Source organism: Nocardia speluncae NBRC 108251 (genome assembly GCF_001613245.1).
GTDB lineage: Bacteria > Actinomycetota > Actinomycetes > Mycobacteriales > Mycobacteriaceae > Nocardia > Nocardia speluncae.
In genome coordinates, this window is the sequence record NZ_BDBZ01000012.1 from 115,580 (window position 1) to 134,812 (window position 19,233).

A 19,233-nucleotide genomic window follows, 5' to 3' on the forward strand; every position below is an offset into this window, starting at 1 on the left:
CCAGAGCCTTAGGGCCCTGTTAACCCACATCTCGCTACTCACGAGTAGAGCGCGGTGCCGAAAACCCCAGGTGGGTCGGTTGCCGCTGGTCGTTATGTGTACCGCAAATCACCGCGAACCGTGGTGACGACACCATGCGATCGCCGCGTCCGGGCCGCCGCTCACGCGAGTCGGGGCGCCGACCGGGCTCAGTGGGAACGGGGGTGGCGTCGACGCCGGTCTTCTCGCCGGCGCACAGACCCGCGGACGGGCTGTTAAATCGCTTTCGCTGTACCTACCCGAGGCAATATCCTTGTAACAGGCCGATTTTCGAGCCAAGAGGGGAGGTGGACCTGCTATGTGGCACTGGACAACTCGCACCGGACAGTACCCCGAAGCCGTGGCGTTCACGCGGCGGGTGACCGAGCCGGAACCGACGATCACCGAACAGTCCCCCGAGACCGAACCCGAACCCGAAGAAGCCGAACCCGAAGCGATTCGGCGCCCGGCACCGGCCGGAGGCTTCGACCTCGCCGGATAACTCCCTCGCCCCACGTACTCCAGCACACCCAGCGGGCGGCGCCTGTCTCCGGTTCACCTACCTGGAGGCCGGGATGGGCCTCCAGCCCGCCCGCGTCGGTGCGTAGGTAGACGAAGTACCCTGCCCCTGGTGGACAGGCCTCCGTTGGATATCGAACGTTTGCGGCACGCGCTCACCGAAACCCCGGAACTGAAGTTCTTCACCGGGATAGAGGTGGTCGAATCGACCGGCTCCACCAACGCCGATCTACTCGCGCGGGCCGAGGACCCGGATGTCGATCGGGTGGTGTTGGTCGCAGAGGCCCAGGAGCAGGGGCGCGGCCGGCTCGCCCGGCCCTGGACCAGCCCGCCCCGCGCGCAGATCTCGCTCTCGCTGCTCGTCCGGACCGACGGGCTCGATCCCGAATTGCTCGGCTGGCTACCGCTGCTCACCGGCACTGCGGTGGTCGACGCGCTGCGGTCGGCGACCGGTGTGCCGGCGGCGTTGAAATGGCCCAATGATGTCCTGATCGAAGGGCGCAAGATTGCGGGCATCCTCACCGAGGCCGCTGCCGGGGGTCCGCGATCGGCCGTGGTGATGGGCGTCGGGCTCAATGTGAGTCTCGGTGCCGACGAACTGCCCGTTCCGCACGCGACCTCACTCACCCTGTGCGATGTGCCCGATCCGGACCGCACCGGCCTGGTCCTGGCACTGCTGACGGAATTCGCGAAGCGCTACTCTGCCTGGCGCGACGCAGACTGGGATACCGGCGATCTCGCCGACGCCTATCGGGAACGCTGCGCGACGCTCGGCACCCCTGTGCGCGCGGAACTTCCGGGCGGCGGGCTGCTCACCGGAATCGCCCGCGATATCGACACTTCGGGCCGTTTGCTGATCGGCGAGGAAGCGGTCTCCGCCGGAGATATCACCCACCTGCGCCCGAGTTGAACACCGAGTGCCCCGAAAACCCGCGTCGCCCGAAGCGACCCGGGATTTCGGCGGTAATGTGCGGTCATGGGATATCCGGAGGATGCGCTGGCGCCCGACGAGGAGCTGATCCTGCACACCCACCCCCATTGGAAGATGCTGTTGTGGCCCGTCACCACGCTCATCGTCGTTACCGCGCTGGCCGGTTTCCTGGGTGGTCTGGTGTCGCGTACTACCGAGTCGACGACGCGCTCGGTGTTGCTGTTGCTGATCCTCGCGATCTGGCTGGCGGTGCTGGTCTGGCGGAGTGTGGGGCCGATCCTGGACTGGCGGTCGACGCATTTCATCGTCACCGACCGCCGCGTACTGGTGCGCGAAGGCGTGCTCACTCACAGCGGTCTCGATATTCCGATGACCCGTATTTCCAGTGTCCAGTTCCGGCACGGCTTGGTGGACCGGATGTTCCGGACCGGCGAGCTGATCATCGGTTCGTCGTCGGAGGAACCGCTGGAGTATTCCGATATTCCGAATGTGGAACAGGTGCACGCACTGCTGTACCACCAGGTTTTCGAGGCCACCCCGCGGCACGGCGGCTACTGAGAGCGCGGTCCCGAGATCGGCGGACCGTAACCTTGTTCGCATGACCGCCGTATTGCTGGGCGAAGACGACGAGGCGATCGCCGCGCCATTGTCGCGGGCGCTGGGCCGCGAAGGATATTCGGTGACCGTGGAGAGTTTCGGTCCCGCAGTGCTGGACCGGGCGCTGGAAGGACACCATGACCTACTGATTCTCGATCTCGGACTCCCGGGAATGGACGGTCTCGAGGTGTGCCGGCAGGTCCGCGCCCGCGGCGCCGAAATGGCGGTGCTGATGCTCACCGCCCGCACCGACGAGGTCGATTTCGTGGTCGGCCTCGACGCCGGTGCTGACGATTACGTCGGTAAACCGTTCCGCCTTGCCGAACTACTCGCCCGGGTGCGGGCCCTGTTACGGCGCAGCGGGATCGGGGACGACACGGTGGAGGTCGGCGGGATCCGGCTGGAACCGGCGGCTCGGCGGGTGCTGGTCAACGGAGTGGAAGTCGGGTTGGCGAACAAGGAGTACGAGCTGCTCAAGGTGCTGATCGACCGGGCCGGCCAGGTGGTGTCGCGCGAAACGATCCTGCGTGAGGTGTGGGGGGACGCCGAGCTGCGGGGCTCCAAAACATTGGATATGCATATGTCCTGGTTGCGGCGCAAGATCGGGGACGAGGGCCCGATGGCGGAACGGCGGATCGTCACCGTGCGCGGTGTCGGCTTCCGGTTGAACACCGACTGACGTGCGGCGCCGGATCCAGCGGTCGATGCTGACCGTGCTGATGCTGACCACCGTGGTACTCGGGATTCCACTCACCTACACCGCCTGGCTGTGGGTCGAGGACATCACCCGCAACGATCTGCGCGGCCGGCTGGAACAGATCTCCACCGAGGTCATCGGGCAGGAACGCGGCACCGGTGTGGTGCGCGGCGGCCTGGACCTGCGCACCGTCGCGCCACTCGTCCCGGAGGGCGGCCGTCTGACGATCGTGTATCCGTCGCCGGAGGACAACGCCGCGAAGGTAGAGATCGGTGCGGTCGCCGTCGACGACCCGCTGGTGGAATCGCTGTCGATGGCCACCGACGGGTCCTTACGCCTCGAAGTTCCCGCCACGCCGATGAAGGCCCGGCAGCGGCAGGCAGTGGCCGGCGTGGGGCTGGCCGTGGCGCTGTCCCTCGGTGCGGCGATCACCGTCGCTATTGTCACCGCGCGGCGCGTCGCCGACCCGATCCGCGATGTGGCCGCCCGGGCCGCCAGGCTCACCATGGGCGATTTCCGTGCGGACCCGCGCCGGCACGGTATCGCGGAACTGGACCGGGTCTCCGATGTGCTGGATTCGGCCACCGTCGAGATCGCCGGCCGGTTGCAGCGCGAGCATGCGCTGGTGGCCGATGTGTCGCATCAATTGCGCAGCCGGCTCACCGCGGTGCGGCTGCGTCTCGACGAACTGTCCACGCATTCCGATCCGGCGGTGGTGCACGAGGCCGAGGAAGCCATGGCGCAGGTCGACCGGCTGACCGAGGCCATCGACGATCTGGTCCGAGCGTCCCGGTACGAGGACGCCACCGATCGCGACCCGGTTCCGGTGATGGACGAATTACGCGGTATCGCCGCCGAGTGGACCCATCCATTCCAGGAAGCCGGCCGCACGCTGTCGCTGACCGGCGACGAATCGCTACGCGCCCCGATCACCGGTTCGCGGTTGCGGGAGGCGGTGACAGTGTTGGTCGACAATGCGTTGATGCACGGCGGCGGGACCTGCACCGTCTCGGTGCACACCGTCCGGCCGGGCCGGGATCGCGATCCGCTGGTGTGTGTCCAGGTGGCCGACGAGGGGGACGGAGTCAGCGACGAACTGGCGCCGCATATCTTCGATCGCGGTTTCTCCGGGGCCGGGTCCACAGGTGTGGGGCTGGCGCTGGCGCGGGCCTTGATCGAGGCCGATGGGGGTCGGCTGGAGTTACAGCGGCGCCGACCCGCGCTGTTCGCGGTGTTTCTCGGTAAACCGCTGGCGGCGCGGACAGACGGCCGGCGGGTCGGTGAACCCCGCTGAGGGCACTCGCGGATACCCGGGCGAGCGCCGCAGACCGGGCGGTGCCCAGGCGGAGCCGAGAGGTCAGCGGCCGAGTGGTCGCCGGTGGTGCTCCTCTTCCACGTATTCCTCGAGATCTTCCAGCATCTGATCGACTTCGTCCGGGAAGACCCAGCGCCGCATCGCCCAGAACCGGAATGCCATCTGCAACAGGTTGCCGATGATGTAGGCGCTGACGAAATCGGCGATGTTCTCCACCATGAAGCTGACCGTGGGCTGGTGCAGCTGGAAGGCGTAGCGGGAGATGTAGAGCGGGAGCATGCTGAGCACGACGCCGACGCCGCTGACCGCGAAGAACAGCAACGCCTCGTGATGGCGTTCCCGGCCGCCACGGTTTTTGAACGACCATTCGCGGTTGAGGATGTAGGAGGCGATCACCGCGATAACCCCGGCGATGATCTTGGCCGTAACCGGCTTCTCCTCCAGAACGGTCCACTTCAGGGCATAGAAGATCCCGCTGTCGATGACGAACGTGGTGGCACCGACGATCGCGAACTTGATCAGCTCACGATTCCGGAACGCAATATCCTGCAGGGGCTGCGGAAGGACGCGGACCACGTCGTCGACGATTGACACAAGGCCAGAGCATACCGCTAGACACTGTTCGCGCAGGACGTGACAGTATTTACCGACGTGAATGCTCGTAGATTCGATCCCGCGGCGATGCCGACCGTCACCATGGTCGGCGGTGGCCAGCTGGCGCGGATGACGCATCAGGCGGCCATCGCGTTGGGGCAGCGGCTTCGGGTACTCGCCGAGCGGCCCGACGATCCGGCCGCCCAGGTCAGCCCCGATGTCGTACTGGGTAGCCATACCGATCTGGACGCCCTGCGCCGCGCCGCCACCGGTTCGCACGCACTGACCTTCGACCACGAACACGTACCCACCGAACACCTCGAGGCGCTGGTAGCCGAGGGGGTCGCCGTGCGGCCGCCGCCGCAGGCACTGCGCTACGCCCAGGACAAACTGGCCATGCGCACCGAACTGTCCGCGCGTGGCCTGCCGGTCCCGCCGTTCACCGTGGTCGAGACCGAGGCCGGTGCGATCCGCTTCGGCGACGAACACGGGTGGCCCATTGTGCTCAAGGCGGTCCGCGGCGGATACGACGGGCGGGGCGTGTGGATGCCCGCCGACGCCGGCGCGGCGGCGAAGATCGTCACCGAGCAGCTCGGTGCCGGAGTGGCCTTGATGGCGGAGGTCCGGGTCGCGCTGAAGCGGGAACTGTCGGCGATGGTGGCCCGCTCGCCCTACGGTCAGGCGGCCACCTGGCCCGTGGTGGAAACAGTGCAGCGGCACGGACAATGCGCCGTGGTGATCGCACCGGCCCCGGACCTGTCCGAGGAACTGGCCGCCGAGGCCGAAGAACTCGCATTGCGGCTGGCCCGTGATCTCGGTGTGGTCGGGGCGATGGCGGTCGAACTGTTCGAGACCGAATCCGGCGAGATTCTGATCAACGAACTGGCCATGCGCCCGCACAACTCCGGGCACTGGGGGATGGACGGCGCCCGCACCGGGCAGTTCGAACAGCATCTGCGCGCCGTACTGGACTATCCGCTCGGTGACACCGGCCCACTGGCCCCGGTGACCGTGATGGCGAATATTCTCGGTGCGCCCGAGGCGCCGGAGATGTCGATGGATGAGCGGTTGCACCATCTGTTCGCGCGGATGCCGGACGCAAAGGTGCACCTGTACGGCAAGGGTGAACGCCCGGATCGCAAGATCGGGCATGTGAACGTGCTGGGCGACGAGGTAGCCGCGGTGCGGGAACGAGCCGAGCGGGCGGCGCACTGGATGTCGCACGCGGTATGGACCGATGGATGGGATCCGCATGAGTGACGTGGTGGCAGGCAGTACCCCGGGTTCTCCCGCGGTCGGGCTGATCATGGGTAGTGATTCGGACTGGCCCACCATGGAGGCCGCGGCCGAGGCGCTGGCGGAGTTCGGGATCCGGTTCGAGGTCGGCGTGGTGTCCGCGCACCGCACTCCGCAGCGCATGCTCGACTACGCGCGCGACGCCGCGGGCCGTGGCCTGAAGGTCCTCATCGCGGGTGCCGGCGGCGCCGCCCACCTGCCCGGCATGGTCGCCTCGGCGACTCCGCTCCCGGTGATCGGTGTCCCCGTGCCGCTGAAATATCTCGACGGTATGGATTCGCTGCTGTCGATCGTCCAGATGCCCGCCGGGGTTCCGGTGGCCACCGTGTCCATCGGGGGTGCCCGCAACGCGGGTCTGCTCGCCGCGCGCGTTCTCGGCGCCGCCGATCCCGCGCTGCGGGAACGGATGGAACAGTTCCAGGCCGGTCTCGAGGCCATGGTCCTGGAGAAGGATGAGGCGCTGCGCACGCGTTTGCTGGGCTGAGATCGGCCGCGCTGCCGGGCTCCCGGAGTGGTGTCGCTGGGGCGCCGCTAGTTGTACGAGGGCTGGACGTTGGTGACACCTGCCCGGAAGCGTGAGGCTGGCGGCAGACTCCTCGGCCTGTGGCCTTCGCCTGTTCTCGTCAGTTGAACTCGGCCGCGTGGTCGATGGCCCACCTCGCGAAGGTGCCGGCCGGACGGCCGGCGAGGCGCTCAACATGATCGGTGACGCGATTGGACTCCGGCCGCCACACCGAGGCGGCGATAAGCGCCTCCACCAGTGGCTCGGGACGACCGTCGGCGAGCATCCGTGATCGCGCGAGGTCAGCGGGAAGCGCCTGGAATCGCAGATCGCGTCGGAGTGCGGCACCGAGGTGAGCGATCTGGTCGGCGCGGCTGAGTAGCTCGGGTCCGGTCAACACGTGTGGGCCGTGGTTCAGGTGATCGTCGGGTGCGAGCAATACGGTTACGGCAGCATCAGCGACATCACGCTCGTCGACGACGGCTGTGCGTGCCGTCTCCGGGCCTGAGACGACATCGCCCGCCCGCAGCTGTTGCACCCAGCCACGCGCGTTGGAGGCCAGCGTGTCGCTACGCAGCACCACGGGTCGCAGACCGGCATCGTGGAGCAGGGCTTCCATATCCGCGTGCACTTGAACGATGGGATCACTCTGACGAGCGGCTCCGTCGTCTATGGCTGTCGAGGACAGGTAGACGACACGCGGCGCCGCCGTGGTGAGTTCTGTGATCAGGTCGTGGGCAGGGGCGGAATCGAGCAGTGGCCAGATCAGAAATACCGCGTCGATGTCCACGAGCGCGTCGCGCACGGCACCGGCCTCCCTGAGGTCGCCGACCACCGATTCGACTCCTGGGCGCGCATCGGCCTGATCGCGCACAAGGCAGCGTACGCGCGCGCCGTGCGCTTGGAGACGGTCGACAATCTCTCGGCCGAGGTTGCCAGTCGCACCGGTGACCAGTATCGATGGACGGTACGGGGAGCTCGTGGGGTTGGTGGTGTCAGGCATGATCGTGACGCTATGGGTTCAGGTCGACATGAAGGCAAGGCGTGTGTGATGAAGACCATCGGCGAAGTCGCCGCAGAGCTCGGCGTTGAGGCTCACGTGCTGCGGCACTGGGAAAACGTTGGTGCCCTCACCGTGCGTCGCGCTGGCAACGGCTACCGCATCTATGACGACAGCACGCTGGAACAGGCACATACCGTGCTGAAACTGCGACGCGTCGGGCTCTCATTGCCCGAGGTCGCTGCCGCGATGGCACCGACAAAGTCGGCGGCACAAGCCGTCGTGAAGGCGAAGATCGCAGCGCTCGAAAATGAAGTCGTCCACAGACAGCAGGCAATCACCTTCCTTCAACACACCGTTGAGTGTCGGCATCGATACCTGGACGACTGTCCGGACTGCGCGACCTTCGTCCGCGGCGCTGGGGCCGCACTCCCGCTGGGATCGACAGCCCCGACAGTGGCCGCGCCACCGTCATGAACGTCATGCCCCGCAACAGCTAGTACGTGACAGCCCCGGCAGCCGCTGGGGCGGGCGAGGCCCGGCGTTCGGAGATCGGCAACTCCACGGCCCCGGGGCAGCGCTCTATACGGTTGGCGTATGGAAAACGAGGAAACCGTCCGCCGGTCCGGCGGGGGCGAGTTGGTACGTTTCCGGCTCGGCGTGGTCGACGAGGCGCTACGCCTGTTCGCGGACCAGGGTTACGAGGCGACCTCGGTCGACGAGATCGCCGAAGCGGCCGGCATCTCGCGGCGTACCTTCTTCCGCCAGTTCCGGTCCAAGGAGGACGTGATCTTCGCCGATCACGAAGCCCAGCTGGGCGCGGCGCAGGAATTCCTGCAGCAGGCCCAGGGCGATCCGTGGGAGGCGGTATGTGAGGCGACGGTGCAGGTTTTCGAGCGGTTCACCCGCTGGCGCGATATCGCCGAGCGCCGCTACCACGTGGTGCGCCGGGTACCGGCGCTGCGTGACCGCGAGATCGTGACGGTGTTCCGTTACGAGCGGCTGTTCACCGACTATCTGCGGGAGCGGCTGCCCGATTCCTCGGATCTGGCGCGTGTGCAGTTCACGGCCGCCGTGACCGCTACCCACAACTATCTGCTGCGCCGGATGGTCCGCGGGGAGTCGGCCGCCGGACCCGCGGATCTGCGGGCCGAGTTGAGTACGATTCCCCGGGGTGAACAGCGCCCGGCCGGCGAGGAGGAATTGGTGCTCGCGGTGTTCCGGCGTGATCTGCCGGCCCGGCACATTGCCGAACTGTTGCAGCAACGCCTCGGTCGTCCGGCGGAAACCGCCAGTGATTGACACTGGGTGCCATGGCTTGCTCGGCAAGTAGCGATTTGCAGGCGGTATAGTGGCAAGGGATCTGACACCGAGTGCCGACGAGTGGCACCGCACCGGCAAACAGGAGTGAACCCAATGGCGGGAAACCCGGATTTCGATCTGTTCAAGCTGGAGGATTTCCACGACGAGCTGCGGTCTGCCATCCGCGCCCTGTGTGAGAAGGAGATCGCACCGCACGCCAAGGACGTCGACGAGCATGCGCGCTTCCCCGACGAGGCGCTGGCGGCACTCAATGCCGCGGGCTTCAACGCTGTTCACGTCCCGGAGGCCTACGGCGGCCAAGGCGCCGATTCCGTCGCGACCTGCATCGTCATCGAGGAAGTCGCCCGGGTCTGCGGCTCGTCCTCGCTGATCCCGGCCGTGAACAAGCTCGGCACCATGGGCATGATCCTGAACGGTTCCGAGGAGCTCAAGCAGAAGGTGCTGCCGGATATCGTCAACGGCGAGATGGCCTCCTACGCATTGTCCGAGCGGGAAGCCGGTTCGGATGCCGCCGGAATGCGCACCCGCGCCCGGCAGGAGGGTGACGACTGGATCCTCAACGGGTCCAAATGCTGGATCACCAATGGCGGCAAGTCGTCCTGGTACACGGTGATGGCCGTGACCGACCCGGACAAGGGTGCCAGCGGTATCTCGGCGTTCCTGGTGCACGCCGACGACGAGGGTTTCGTGGTCGGCCCCCTCGAACACAAACTCGGTATCAAGGGTTCCCCCACTGCCGAACTGTACTTCGAGAACTGCCGGATCCCCGGTGACCGCATCGTCGGCGCACCCGGCACCGGTTTCAAAACCGCCCTGCAAACCCTCGACCACACCCGCCCCACCATCGGCGCGCAGGCCGTCGGCCTGGCGCAGGGCGCCCTGGACGCGGCTCTGGCGTACACCAAGGACCGCAAACAGTTCGGCACAGCGATCGCCGACTTCCAGAACACGCAGTTCATGCTTGCCGATATGGCAATGAAGATCGAAGCCGCGCGGTTGATGGTCTACACCTCCGCCGCCCGCGCCGAACGTGGTGAGAAGAACCTGGGCTTCATCTCGGCGGCCGCCAAATGCTTCGCCTCGGATGTGGCGATGGAAGTCACCACCAACGCGGTCCAGCTGTTCGGCGGCGCCGGTTACACCACCGATTTCCCGGTGGAGCGGATGATGCGTGACGCCAAGATCACCCAGATCTACGAGGGTACCAACCAGATCCAGCGGGTGGTCATGTCCCGCGCCCTGCTCAAGGGGTAATTCCCGGAATTCCGATGCACGGTCGGCGGCTTGGGATTCACGCTCAGGCCGCCGCCGGGCCGTCAGTGACGAGCAGATCCGCTGTCACCGGCTCGCCGTCGATGCGGTCGCACAGCAGAGTGGATCGAGGACCTCGACCCGAGGTGATGCGGCGAGCGGACGGGCGAACCGTCTTGACCTGCTGTGGTTACGCCGCAGCAGTACCCGGAACCGGAATCCGTGAAGTCTCGGCCCGAGCGGCCGATACGATCTCGTGGTGTTCGAGTACCACGGCTGGATCTCATTGCGTTCGACAGCGGCGGCTGTTGAGGACGAGCCTCCGCTTCGCCTGGATGAAATCCGGGCCGTAGTGGCCGAAGTGTCCGGGTATGCGCTCATGGATCTTCAGGCGATGAACGGGGAGTACTTCCTTCACATGGGAGGGAAACCCAATCACGCAGGAGCCTGGGGCATCAAGGTGATCGAGCTTTTTCGCAGGATCGGTGGACTTGCGCCGGGCTCGTACGGCCTGCTCCACGTTCACGACGACGAAGACATGTTCGCCACAGACTTTCGCGTATATCGACTGGTGCGCGGCACGGTGACAGAGCACATCGAGCCCCTGCTCTCCCCGGTCATACCGACACTCGAGGATCCCTACCTGTAGCTCGGATCGACGTACTCACGGCGGATACACAGTGACTCGAGGCTCCTGCGCGGACCTGCGGCCGCGTAGCCCTGCTGACCGGCGGCTCTCACGCGGCGGGCGACCGGGCCGGTGGATCACTCGCCGTGCTGATGTTACTTTTGCCGCGGAGCAGCGCTCGATGCACTGACGGGCTACCGGATCCGGAGCGCGTCCAGGATGCGGCGAAGTGCGGTGAGGGTATCGGTGAGGGCACCGGGCTCGGTGCCGGAGGCGAGCCAGAGGGCTGCCTCGTTCATGGCTCCGGACAGTAGATGCGTCAGCGGCTGGACCGGCTGCGGCGCGATGATGCCCTCGGTGATCAGCGATGTCAATGCGTCGGCGAGGTGGCGGGCGGAAGTGGCTTCGTCCATCGCGCGCCACTCCTGCCAGCCCAGGACGGCGGGGCCGTCGATCAGCATGATCCGCTGGATCTCCGGGGTGGCGCCGGCGGTGAGGAAGGCTTCGCATCCGGCGACGAGCTGATCCCACGGGCCGGGTTGGGCATCTGCCGCCGCGGCGACCCGCTCGGCGACCTCGGACTGAACGTTTTCGAGGACCGCGCGGAACACCTCCGGTTTGCCGGCGAACTGATGGTAGAGGGCGCCTTTGGTGACACCGGCCGCGGTGACGATATCGGTAATGCTCACGCCGGCGTAGCCGTTGTCGGCGAAGAGCCGCCTGCTCTCGCGGAGCAGGGTGCGGCGTGTTTCCTCGCGCTGCTGGATTCGAAGTGAACCTGCCATCACGGCCTTTCATTGACATACCGACGGTATGCGACCTAGTTTAGTTCACATACTGATGGTATGTGAACTGAACCAGGCGCGGAGGAAAAATGACACTCAACAGCTTCTATCCCGTACTCGGCACGACCCGGATTGCGGCGGCACGCGATTTCTACACCCGCTGGTTCGGCTTCGAGATCGTTTTCGAAGCGGACTGGTATGTCAGCCTGCGACGCATAGCAGGTGAGCGTTCTTACGAACTGGCCCTGCTCGACCCGACGCATACGACCGTCCCCGCGGGGTACCGCAAGCCGGTTCAGGGGCTACTGCTGAACTTCGAGGTCGACGATGTCGATGCCGAGTGGGAGCGGCTCGTGGTGCAGGGTGGGCTGTCGCCCGAACTCGACATCTGTTCGGAGGATTTCGGTCAACGGCATTTCATTCTGGCCGCGCCCGATGGGGTCCTTGTGGATGTCATCACCGAGATACCGCCCGCCGGTGAGTATGCGTAGTCGTCCGTTTCGTACGCACTCGAACGGTTCAGCCGGAGAGCGGATCTGAGACGAACAGTGGTGGGGCGATGCCCACCGGGGCGATTCTGGTGCCCGACCACGGGCAGCGGGTGTGATTGTCACGCGCGTGGTCGCAGATGTGGTGATCGTGGACAGGAATGTGGGGTCCGGGGCACAGGCCCGGGCAGACGAGGGAAATGACCGGCCCGGTCAGGTTTTTGCGGGTGAAGAGGCGAAGGTGGCGGAGCTTGATCCACGGACCCCGTCCGCAGGCGCACCGGTGGTACTCGGTGACTTTCGTGCCGGCCCAGGGGCATTCACCGGGCACGCTCCTCCAGTGGTCGGCGATCCGCCCGTTTTCGACAGTGGTGCCGTGCAGGCAGTGCAGTGTTTCCGGGCACCGGAAGCGGCCGGGAGTGGCTGTCGTGCGCAGCATTGCGCGGTGAATCCATGGTTCGTTCTCGCAGTGGCAGGCTGGGGCATCCAATTGTGTCATCGGTTGTCCTGTGCGGTCGGTGGGTGCTGGGGGTTGGCGGGTGGTTCGGGTAAACGACCTGTGCTGCTGCCTATTGCGTGGTTCCCGGTGCTCTTGCCGGAATCCGTGCGTTGCGGATGGCCGGGCAGTGCGCGTAACCCGGCCGCGATGCGGGCCAGGGTCGCCGGGTCGGTGCATTCACCGAAGCGCCACAGTCGCAGTGTCGCCGCGATGGCGCGGTTGGCCGGGGCTCTCGAGGGCAAGCGGGGACGATCATGGTTCATCGGGTGACCTCGTATGTTCATGGATTCGCCGGAACCCGCATACCGCGCATCGGTGTACGGGCGATCATGCCGTGGTTTATGCTTACTAAACCGATGGATCAGGGTGGATCGCGGAACGTTTATGGGGGGTAAACCGAGATGTTACGTCGACCGGCTGATGCGGTCAAGTCGGTATCTCTAGACTCAGGGCGTGGGTGGCACAAGCGAGTTCGAGCAAGTCCGTTCCGAGCCCGATCCGATACGGCGCGGGCGGCGGGCGACCGAACTGATCACGCTCTACCAGCAGCGAGCCGCCGAACTGGCGCGCCTGCGCAAAGAAGCGATCGAAGAGGCCCATCGAAAAGGGTTGAGCTACACCGAGATCGCGGAACTGCTCGGGATCACAAAGGGGCGGATCAGTCAGATCAAATCGGGTGCGCCACCGGCCGAACGGGCCTTCTTCGGAGTCGGGCCGGTAGCGGTCGGGATTCCCCGGCGAGATACCGAGACGGGCGCCACCGACTTCGACGCGAGCGACCGAGCTGCCCGGCAACTCGTCGAAAAACTCCTGGCCCGCTTGTCTCTCGCCTCGTCGCGATACGAGATCGCCCCTGATGCCGAGGAGGTGCCGGCCGGGGACACAGTGGTGATCTGCGACCCCGGATCTGCTCCGGTGGCGCAGGAACTACTCGCCGCCGACGAGGCGTTGAGTCTCGAAAAGGCCGACGGTGAATGGTGTCTCGTCGACAAGGCCACCGGGCGCCGGTACAGCTCCCCGGCAGCGGGAGGGTCGGGAGTCGATATCGGCTTCCTCGGCCGCCACGAGGAGGACGGTCGCGTCATCGTCCAGATCGCGGGCGTGACCAGCGCCGGATCGCACGGGGTTGCGCATTGGCTGGACAGCGAGGTGTCCGCGCTCTACGAACCGGCGGTGCGATCGGTCAGTGCGATCGTCGAAAGTGATATCGATGCCGATCGGGCGATCACCGACAGTCGCGCGGTCGCGGGGCCGTTCACAACCAGAGATTGATCGAAAGCGCTTCGCGGCTCGCCTGGTCTCTGATGCTGCTCGTGTGGTCGCGGTGGCCGATCGTCGGCCGGGAACGGGACCGGTCGTCGCGCCCGTACTGCGCCCGCGTGGCGCGGAGTAACTGGTGCATCCGGCCGGGACGGCGCACGCTGATCCGGCGATGGATTCGGTCCACTATCGCGGCTGCGGATACGTCAGGAATCGCGTCACGGGAGAATGCGCGGTGAGCCGTGTATTCTGGGGCAGTCACGTGAGTGATGTTGGCGGTGGGACGCCGCGCCTACGGCGCCCCACCAGGCGGGTTATTATCAGGCCCGCCACCAGCGGACCAGTACGAGCGCCCCGGCGATCACGGCAGCTATACCGAAGCAGATGCCGTAGTCGACCGGGGCCTCACACTTTTTCCGGCGATGTTTCGCCATCCCCACCACCTCCTTCCTGGGCGCGGAGTGAGGACCTGGTCCTCCGCCCCTCGGAATGAGGTGGGCTCACAGTACATCAACGCTCGAACGGCCCGTAAATCGCTGGTGCCAGGCTGTTTTCGCTGGTAACGGATTCGGGGTGCCGGCGCCGGCGGAATGCCGCAGTCAACGGTGGGCTGGCCGCGCGGGACCCGCTGCGCTGGTGGATCATGGACATCGTGAGCGATAGCGATCTTGTGGACGTCACCATCAGCGGACCCGACGAAGAATGGCTGGCGGAGTTCACCCGGCAGCTGGTAACCGACCGGTTGGCGGCGTGCGGGAACATCCACCCGGAGGTCCGGTCCATCTACCGGTGGGAAGGGGAGGTGGAGGATGCGTCGGAAGCCGTGGTGGTGCTGCACACCCGGGCATCGCATGTCGACGCGATCATCGAACGCGCCAATTCCGAGCACCCCGACGAGGTGCCGCAGGTCATTGCGGTGGCGGTGAGCGGCGTGAACCCCGCGTATGGGGAATGGATACTGACCGAGACCAGCTGATCAGCTGTCGCCGCGCACCCGGCCGTGCCGGAGCGGATCTATCGGCCGGTGCCGCCTGCGCGGTGGACGAGATCGGCGTACTCCGGGTGTTTTCCGATGTATTCGTCCACGTACCAGCAGGTGGCGGTGACCGACCGGCCTGCCGACCGGCTCTCGTCGAGCGCGTACTTCACCACCTGCGCGGCCACCCCGTGGCCCCGGAACTCCGGGAAGGTGATCGTGTGGTGGAAATTGCGGACCTTCGGGCTCTCGGTTTCCGCGTAGTCGGCATAGCCGGCCAGGGAGCCGTCGAGATAGATCTCGAAACGGGTATCTGCCGCATTGTGTCGGAGTTCGGTGCTCACCTTTGTTGGAACGGCCGCCCGCACCGCGTTGTTCCGGACCGCGGCGGCCCGGCCGCGTGCGCCGGGCGGTCGCTGCGCCATCCGGGCGTTTCTCAGAGGACAGCGCCCGGGTTGAGGATGCCGTGCGGGTCGAGTGCATCCTTGATCCGGCGCGTCAGCGCCATCACATCGGGGCCGAGTTGATCGGGTAGCCAGGCTTTCTTCAAACGCCCGACTCCGTGCTCACCGGTGATGGTGCCACCGAGGGTGATGGCCAGGTCCATGATCTCGCCGAACGCGCGGTGGGCACGCTCGGTTTCGTCGGGGTCGTCAGGATTATGGACGATCAGCGGGTGGGTGTTGCCGTCACCCGCGTGCGCGATCACCGAGACCGTGACGTCGTTGCGCTGGGCGATCGCGGCGACACCGGTGACCAGATCACCGAGCCGGGGTAGCGGTACCCCGACATCCTCGAGCAGCAGCCGGCCGATCCGCTCGACCGCCGGGATAGCGAAACGGCGGGCCGCGGTGAAAGCCTCGCCCTCTTCGGCGTCGGCGGTATCGAAAACCTCGGTTGCGCCCGCGGCCCGGCACGCGTCCAGCATCACCCGGGCCTCCTGAGCGGCATGCTCGCCGGGAGCATCGGACCGGGCGACCAGCAGCGCCGCGGCACCGCGATCCAATCCCATCCGCATCTCGTCCTCCACCGCATTGATCGCGACGGAATCCATGAATTCCAGCATGGCGGGCCGCAGGGCGCCGGTGATGGCGAGAATGGCCTCGGTGGCGGCGGTGAGCGTCGCGAACGAGGCGACAACGGTGCATTGCGCGGGTTGGGCGGGCAGCAGGCGCAAGGTGAGTTCGGTGATCACGCCCAGGGTGCCCTCACTGCCGACGAACATTTTGGTCAGCGACAGTCCGGCCGAATCCTTCAACCGTGGCCCGCCCAGCCGCACCACGGCCCCGTCGGCCAGCACTACTTCCATGCCGAGGATGTAGTCGGTGGTCACACCGTATTTCACGCAGCACAGTCCGCCCGCGTTGGTGGCGGCGTTACCGCCGATGGAACAGATTTCGAATGAGGAAGGGTCCGGCGGATACCACAGCTCGTGCTCCGCCGCCGCCCGTTTCACTTCGGCGTTGAGGAGTCCGGGCTGGACCACGGCGGTCCGGGTGACCGGGTCGATCCGGATATCGCGCATTCGCTCCGTGCTCAGCACGATCCCGCCGTCGAGCGCGGTCGCCCCACCCGACAGACCCGAGCCGGCGCCGCGTGGCACCACCGGAACCCGATGCTCATCGGCCCAGCGCAGGGTTTCGCGCACATCCGCGGTCCCGGTCGCCCGGACCACGGCGACCGGTGTACCGGCGCTCGGGTCCAGGGCCCGGTCCTGCCGGTACCCGGCGACGATATCGGGGTCGGTGATCACGGCACCGGCCGGCAGCCGGTCGGTCAATGCGCGCAGGTCCACGCTGCCAACGGTAGCGCCCCAACGGGGGCCGCGGCAGCCTTCGCCGCGACCGGACGAGGCAGTCGGCATCCCGTATCCGCACCGGCGATTCTCGGCCGCAGTCGGCGGCCGGGTGCCACGGTCGTCCGGAGTGGGCCGAGGTCGCCGGGCGAGGTGCGCTACGCCCACAGCACCTCGCCCGAGCATCCGCTCGATGGTGTAACCCGCGACCACCGTCACCGTTTTGCAGGGCCGGCCGGGCACCGGATTCAGTGGCCGGAACCGCTGTCCGCGAGCCGGGCGTCCGCAGGCTCGTCGACACCCTGAGTGCGGGCGGCCACTGCCGTGCGAATCTCCTCCTCGACCAGGTCCGCGTTGATCTGAGCCCCGGCCATTGCGCCTGCTGCGGCGGCGGCGCCGACCTGTGCGGAAATATCGGTGACATTGCCTGCTGCCCATACTCCGGGCACCTCGGTACGGCCGGTCGGGTCGGCCGGAATGTAGCGGCCGGCCCCGGTGGGGTGCTCGATCGCGGGCAGACCCAGATCGTTCAGGAAACCGGCGCGCGCGACCATCCGTGTTCCGACGGCGACCACATCCCGGGCGACGACCGTTCCGTCGGCGAGGCGCAGTCCGGTGATTCCGTCGCCGGCTGTCTCGACGGCGATGACTTTGCCGGTCACCACGCGGATACCCCGTGCCGCCAGCCGTTCGGTGTCTTCGGCAGTGGGCTCGGGGCCATCGTGGGTGAAGAAGACGACATCGCCGCTGAGCTGGCGGAACAATTGGACCTGGTGCATCGCCATCGGACCGGTGGCCAGCAGGCCGATCGCGCGGTCGCGGACCTCCCAGCCGTGGCAGTACGGGCAGTGCACGACATCACGGCCCCAGCGTTCGCGGAGTCCGGCGATGTCCGGGAGTTCGTCGGTCAGACCCGTGGTGACCAGCAGTCGCCGGGCCCGGACGCTGCGTCCGTCGGCGAGGCCGATCGTGAAGCCGTGTTCTGTTCGTGTGGCCCGGATGATCTCCCCGGACACCACATGCCCGCCGTAGCTGCGTACTTCCGCCCGGCCGCGCGCCAGCAGTTCCGCGGGCGGCATCCCGTCGCGGGCCAGTAATCCGTGGACTCCGTCGGCAGGGGCGTTGCGGGGCGCGCCCGAGTCGATCACCGCTACTGTGCGCCGGGAGCGCGCCAGCATCAATGCTCCGTTCAGTCCGGCCGCGCCGCCACCGGCCACCACCACGTCGTAGTCGTTGTTCAGCGAATCGTTCGCCAGTTGCTCGGTCACCTCGACCACCTCCTGCGCACCGACTATCCAGAACGTCGACCATATCGGCAAGTAAATTTGCCAAAATGACAAGAGTTGAGTCAGGGTCGAATGCCATCGAGAACTCGACTCGGTCCGGGGGAGAGTGTCGCGGGTCTCGGCGCGGCCGAGTGTTCGGCGGAGCCTCCGGCACGATCTGAGCCCGTGGTTTGCCACACGCTCACCTCCCCGTCACCTGCCCCTGCGACGCTGGCCGCGTGCAGGGGCCGGCGACGAAAGCGGAAACGGGGGCGAGCCGGTTCGCCCGGTGGTGTGCGGCGGTGGTTGCGCGGCTGCCCTGGGGGCTGGACCGGATCATCCCGCCGACCTTCCTCGGCTTCGCGTTGATCAACAGCTTCACCTTCGGCGTCGATCTGCTGATCCTGACCGGTATGCGCAGCGGACTCGGCCTCCCGGGCTGGTTGTCGGTGACGGTGGGCTACGTCTGCGCTTTCGCGTTGGCGTTCTACCTCAATCGCACCCTGAACTTCCGGTCCCACGCACCGGCCCGGCGGCAAGCGGTGATCTACACCGTCGTAGTGGTGATCAACTACCTGGCGTTCATCCTGGGAGTGGGGGCCGGTCTCGCGGCGCTGGGTGTGCAGTACCACCTCTCGCGACTGCTGGCGGGTGCGTGCGAAGCCGTGTACATGTACTCCGCCATGCGCTGGATTGTGTTTCGACGCAGCTGATCCCGGGGGTAGCCACCTGGCGGGATACCGAATTGGGGAGGTTCGCGTTTCGTCCGCGGCGGAAACCTGTGTTGTGGGTGGTCGGCACTGTCGCGTACTCGGCGGGCCGGGCGGATCAGGGCGACCCATCGGGACTGGTCAGACTGTGTAGCAGCGTATTTCGTTGCCGATGCGGACGACGACATCGGCATCGGTGAGCGCCCAGTGCGGGGTGCCGTCGGCGCGGAAACGGGCAGCGAGCCCCTTGCCTGTCTCCTCGGGGTCGGTGGGGGAGTCGAGGTGCGCGACGATCGGCCGGTCGATCAATCCGAGCCCCTCCCAGATCGGCTCGATACCGCAGGTCGGCGCCACTTCCCTCGGATCGTCGGAGGTTTCCAGTCCGTGCAGGTGCGGCCCGAGCAGACAGGCGCCCGCGCTGTAACCCGCGTACAGCAACGAATCCGCGGCGAGCAGTTCCGGGATCACAGTGTCCGCGCCGCTGCGGGCGAACTGGGCACGGAGCACGAAGGTGTTACCGCCGCGCACCCACAGTACCGGGAACCGGGACAGGGTCCGGCGCAATTCGGCCGGGCGACCGATGTATTCGCGCAGATCCACCTCGTGCGGGGCGAAGCCCCGGTTTCGCAGTGGTACCAGTTCGCTGGTCACCGCCGCCGCGCGTGCGCCGGGCCAGGAATCGCAGGCATTGGCGATCACCGCGATCGGCCCCGGGGTGCCGGCGAGTTCGGCGAACACGTCGTAGTGTTCGCCGAAACGGTAACTGGCCAGGAAGAGTCGCATC

The 19,233-nt window shown here is 66.8% G+C and carries 23 protein-coding genes; 15 read left to right on the forward strand and 8 right to left on the reverse strand.

The window, feature by feature from the left end:
• Positions 1–337 precede the first annotated feature (337 nt).
• The 5 genes from NS6_RS13765 to NS6_RS13785 all read left to right on the forward strand — a co-directional run bounded on the left by NS6_RS13765 (position 338) and on the right by NS6_RS13785 (position 4,056).
• Positions 338–520, forward strand: coding sequence for a hypothetical protein (locus NS6_RS13765; RefSeq protein WP_068041392.1), 183 nt, complete (start codon positions 338–340; stop codon positions 518–520).
• Between the two features lie 129 nt (positions 521–649).
• On the forward strand, positions 650–1,447 hold the full coding sequence (locus NS6_RS13770) for a biotin--[acetyl-CoA-carboxylase] ligase (RefSeq protein WP_245669325.1): 798 nt from the start codon (positions 650–652) through the stop codon (positions 1,445–1,447).
• 66 nt (positions 1,448–1,513) lie between these two features.
• Positions 1,514–2,026 carry a PH domain-containing protein gene (locus NS6_RS13775; protein WP_068041398.1) on the forward strand — a complete coding sequence of 171 codons (513 nt, stop codon included), beginning with the start codon at positions 1,514–1,516 and terminating at the stop codon, positions 2,024–2,026.
• Between the two features lie 40 nt (positions 2,027–2,066).
• Positions 2,067–2,744 carry a response regulator transcription factor gene (locus NS6_RS13780; protein ID WP_068041400.1) on the forward strand — a complete coding sequence of 226 codons (678 nt, stop codon included), beginning with the start codon at positions 2,067–2,069 and terminating at the stop codon, positions 2,742–2,744.
• Position 2,745: 1 nt separating this feature from the next.
• Positions 2,746–4,056, forward strand: a complete 1,311-nt coding sequence (locus NS6_RS13785; protein WP_068041403.1) for a sensor histidine kinase — start codon at positions 2,746–2,748, stop codon at positions 4,054–4,056.
• A gap of 63 nt (positions 4,057–4,119) precedes the next feature.
• Here NS6_RS13785 and NS6_RS13790 read toward each other — a convergent pair whose 3' ends face one another.
• Positions 4,120–4,671: a GtrA family protein gene (locus tag NS6_RS13790; protein WP_068041406.1), complete on the reverse strand. Its 552-nt coding sequence runs from the start codon at positions 4,669–4,671 to the stop codon at positions 4,120–4,122.
• Positions 4,672–4,758: 87 nt separating this feature from the next.
• Here NS6_RS13790 and NS6_RS13795 point away from each other — a divergent pair, with 87 nt between their 5' ends.
• Positions 4,759–5,931: a 5-(carboxyamino)imidazole ribonucleotide synthase gene (locus NS6_RS13795; protein WP_084471031.1), complete on the forward strand. Its 1,173-nt coding sequence runs from the start codon at positions 4,759–4,761 to the stop codon at positions 5,929–5,931.
• Positions 5,924–6,451, forward strand: a complete 528-nt coding sequence (gene purE, locus NS6_RS13800; RefSeq protein WP_245669326.1) for a 5-(carboxyamino)imidazole ribonucleotide mutase — start codon at positions 5,924–5,926, stop codon at positions 6,449–6,451. Before NS6_RS13795 ends, purE begins: the two co-directional genes overlap by 8 nt.
• Positions 6,452–6,590: 139 nt before the next feature.
• On the opposite strand, the gene NS6_RS13805 is transcribed toward purE, so the two are convergent.
• Complete coding sequence (locus NS6_RS13805; protein WP_068041412.1) at positions 6,591–7,472, reverse strand: SDR family oxidoreductase; 882 nt, start codon at positions 7,470–7,472, stop codon at positions 6,591–6,593.
• A 48-nt stretch (positions 7,473–7,520) separates the two neighbouring features.
• On the opposite strand from NS6_RS13805, the gene NS6_RS13810 reads away from it, so the two are divergent.
• From NS6_RS13810 to NS6_RS13825, 4 genes are all read left to right on the forward strand, one after another.
• Positions 7,521–7,946 carry a MerR family transcriptional regulator gene (locus NS6_RS13810; RefSeq protein ID WP_068041414.1) on the forward strand — a complete coding sequence of 142 codons (426 nt, stop codon included), beginning with the start codon at positions 7,521–7,523 and terminating at the stop codon, positions 7,944–7,946.
• Positions 7,947–8,066: 120 nt separating this feature from the next.
• The gene (locus tag NS6_RS13815) at positions 8,067–8,771 is read left to right on the forward strand and encodes a TetR family transcriptional regulator (RefSeq protein WP_068041417.1); all 705 of its coding nucleotides are present in this window, start codon (positions 8,067–8,069) and stop codon (positions 8,769–8,771) included.
• A gap of 114 nt (positions 8,772–8,885) precedes the next feature.
• Positions 8,886–10,046 carry an acyl-CoA dehydrogenase gene (locus NS6_RS13820; protein ID WP_068041419.1) on the forward strand — a complete coding sequence of 387 codons (1,161 nt, stop codon included), beginning with the start codon at positions 8,886–8,888 and terminating at the stop codon, positions 10,044–10,046.
• A 256-nt stretch (positions 10,047–10,302) separates the two neighbouring features.
• Positions 10,303–10,692: an Imm7 family immunity protein gene (locus tag NS6_RS13825; protein ID WP_068041651.1), complete on the forward strand. Its 390-nt coding sequence runs from the start codon at positions 10,303–10,305 to the stop codon at positions 10,690–10,692.
• Positions 10,693–10,865: 173 nt separating this feature from the next.
• On the opposite strand, the gene NS6_RS13830 is transcribed toward NS6_RS13825, so the two are convergent.
• Positions 10,866–11,456: a TetR/AcrR family transcriptional regulator gene (locus NS6_RS13830; protein WP_068041422.1), complete on the reverse strand. Its 591-nt coding sequence runs from the start codon at positions 11,454–11,456 to the stop codon at positions 10,866–10,868.
• A gap of 89 nt (positions 11,457–11,545) precedes the next feature.
• Between NS6_RS13830 and NS6_RS13835 the strand changes: the two genes are divergently transcribed.
• Positions 11,546–11,947, forward strand: coding sequence for a VOC family protein (locus NS6_RS13835; protein ID WP_068041426.1), 402 nt, complete (start codon positions 11,546–11,548; stop codon positions 11,945–11,947).
• A 492-nt stretch (positions 11,948–12,439) separates the two neighbouring features.
• Here the strand turns inward: NS6_RS13835 and NS6_RS34705 are convergent, their stop codons facing one another.
• Positions 12,440–12,706 carry a hypothetical protein gene (locus tag NS6_RS34705; protein WP_157112751.1) on the reverse strand — a complete coding sequence of 89 codons (267 nt, stop codon included), beginning with the start codon at positions 12,704–12,706 and terminating at the stop codon, positions 12,440–12,442.
• A gap of 190 nt (positions 12,707–12,896) precedes the next feature.
• On the opposite strand from NS6_RS34705, the gene NS6_RS13845 reads away from it, so the two are divergent.
• Both NS6_RS13845 and cutA read left to right on the forward strand, forming a co-directional pair.
• Positions 12,897–13,715, forward strand: a complete 819-nt coding sequence (locus NS6_RS13845; protein ID WP_068041432.1) for a sigma factor-like helix-turn-helix DNA-binding protein — start codon at positions 12,897–12,899, stop codon at positions 13,713–13,715.
• Positions 13,716–14,355: 640 nt separating this feature from the next.
• Complete coding sequence (gene cutA, locus NS6_RS13850; RefSeq protein WP_068041654.1) at positions 14,356–14,679, forward strand: divalent-cation tolerance protein CutA; 324 nt, start codon at positions 14,356–14,358, stop codon at positions 14,677–14,679.
• Between the two features lie 38 nt (positions 14,680–14,717).
• Here the strand turns inward: cutA and NS6_RS13855 are convergent, their stop codons facing one another.
• The 3 genes from NS6_RS13855 to NS6_RS13865 all read right to left on the reverse strand — a co-directional run bounded on the left by NS6_RS13855 (position 14,718) and on the right by NS6_RS13865 (position 17,751).
• Positions 14,718–15,023, reverse strand: a complete 306-nt coding sequence (locus NS6_RS13855; RefSeq protein ID WP_068041657.1) for a GNAT family N-acetyltransferase — start codon at positions 15,021–15,023, stop codon at positions 14,718–14,720.
• 92 nt (positions 15,024–15,115) lie between these two features.
• Positions 15,116–16,474, reverse strand: a complete 1,359-nt coding sequence (locus tag NS6_RS13860) for an FAD-binding oxidoreductase (protein ID WP_068041435.1) — start codon at positions 16,472–16,474, stop codon at positions 15,116–15,118.
• Between the two features lie 248 nt (positions 16,475–16,722).
• A complete protein-coding gene (locus NS6_RS13865) occupies positions 16,723–17,751 on the reverse strand; it encodes an NAD(P)/FAD-dependent oxidoreductase (protein WP_084471044.1) in 1,029 nt (342 codons plus the stop codon).
• 227 nt (positions 17,752–17,978) lie between these two features.
• On the opposite strand from NS6_RS13865, the gene NS6_RS13870 reads away from it, so the two are divergent.
• Complete coding sequence (locus NS6_RS13870; protein ID WP_068041438.1) at positions 17,979–18,452, forward strand: GtrA family protein; 474 nt, start codon at positions 17,979–17,981, stop codon at positions 18,450–18,452.
• Positions 18,453–18,590: 138 nt separating this feature from the next.
• On the opposite strand, the gene NS6_RS13875 is transcribed toward NS6_RS13870, so the two are convergent.
• Positions 18,591–19,232 carry a Type 1 glutamine amidotransferase-like domain-containing protein gene (locus tag NS6_RS13875; RefSeq protein ID WP_068041441.1) on the reverse strand — a complete coding sequence of 214 codons (642 nt, stop codon included), beginning with the start codon at positions 19,230–19,232 and terminating at the stop codon, positions 18,591–18,593.
• Between the last annotated feature and the right edge of the window lies 1 nt (position 19,233).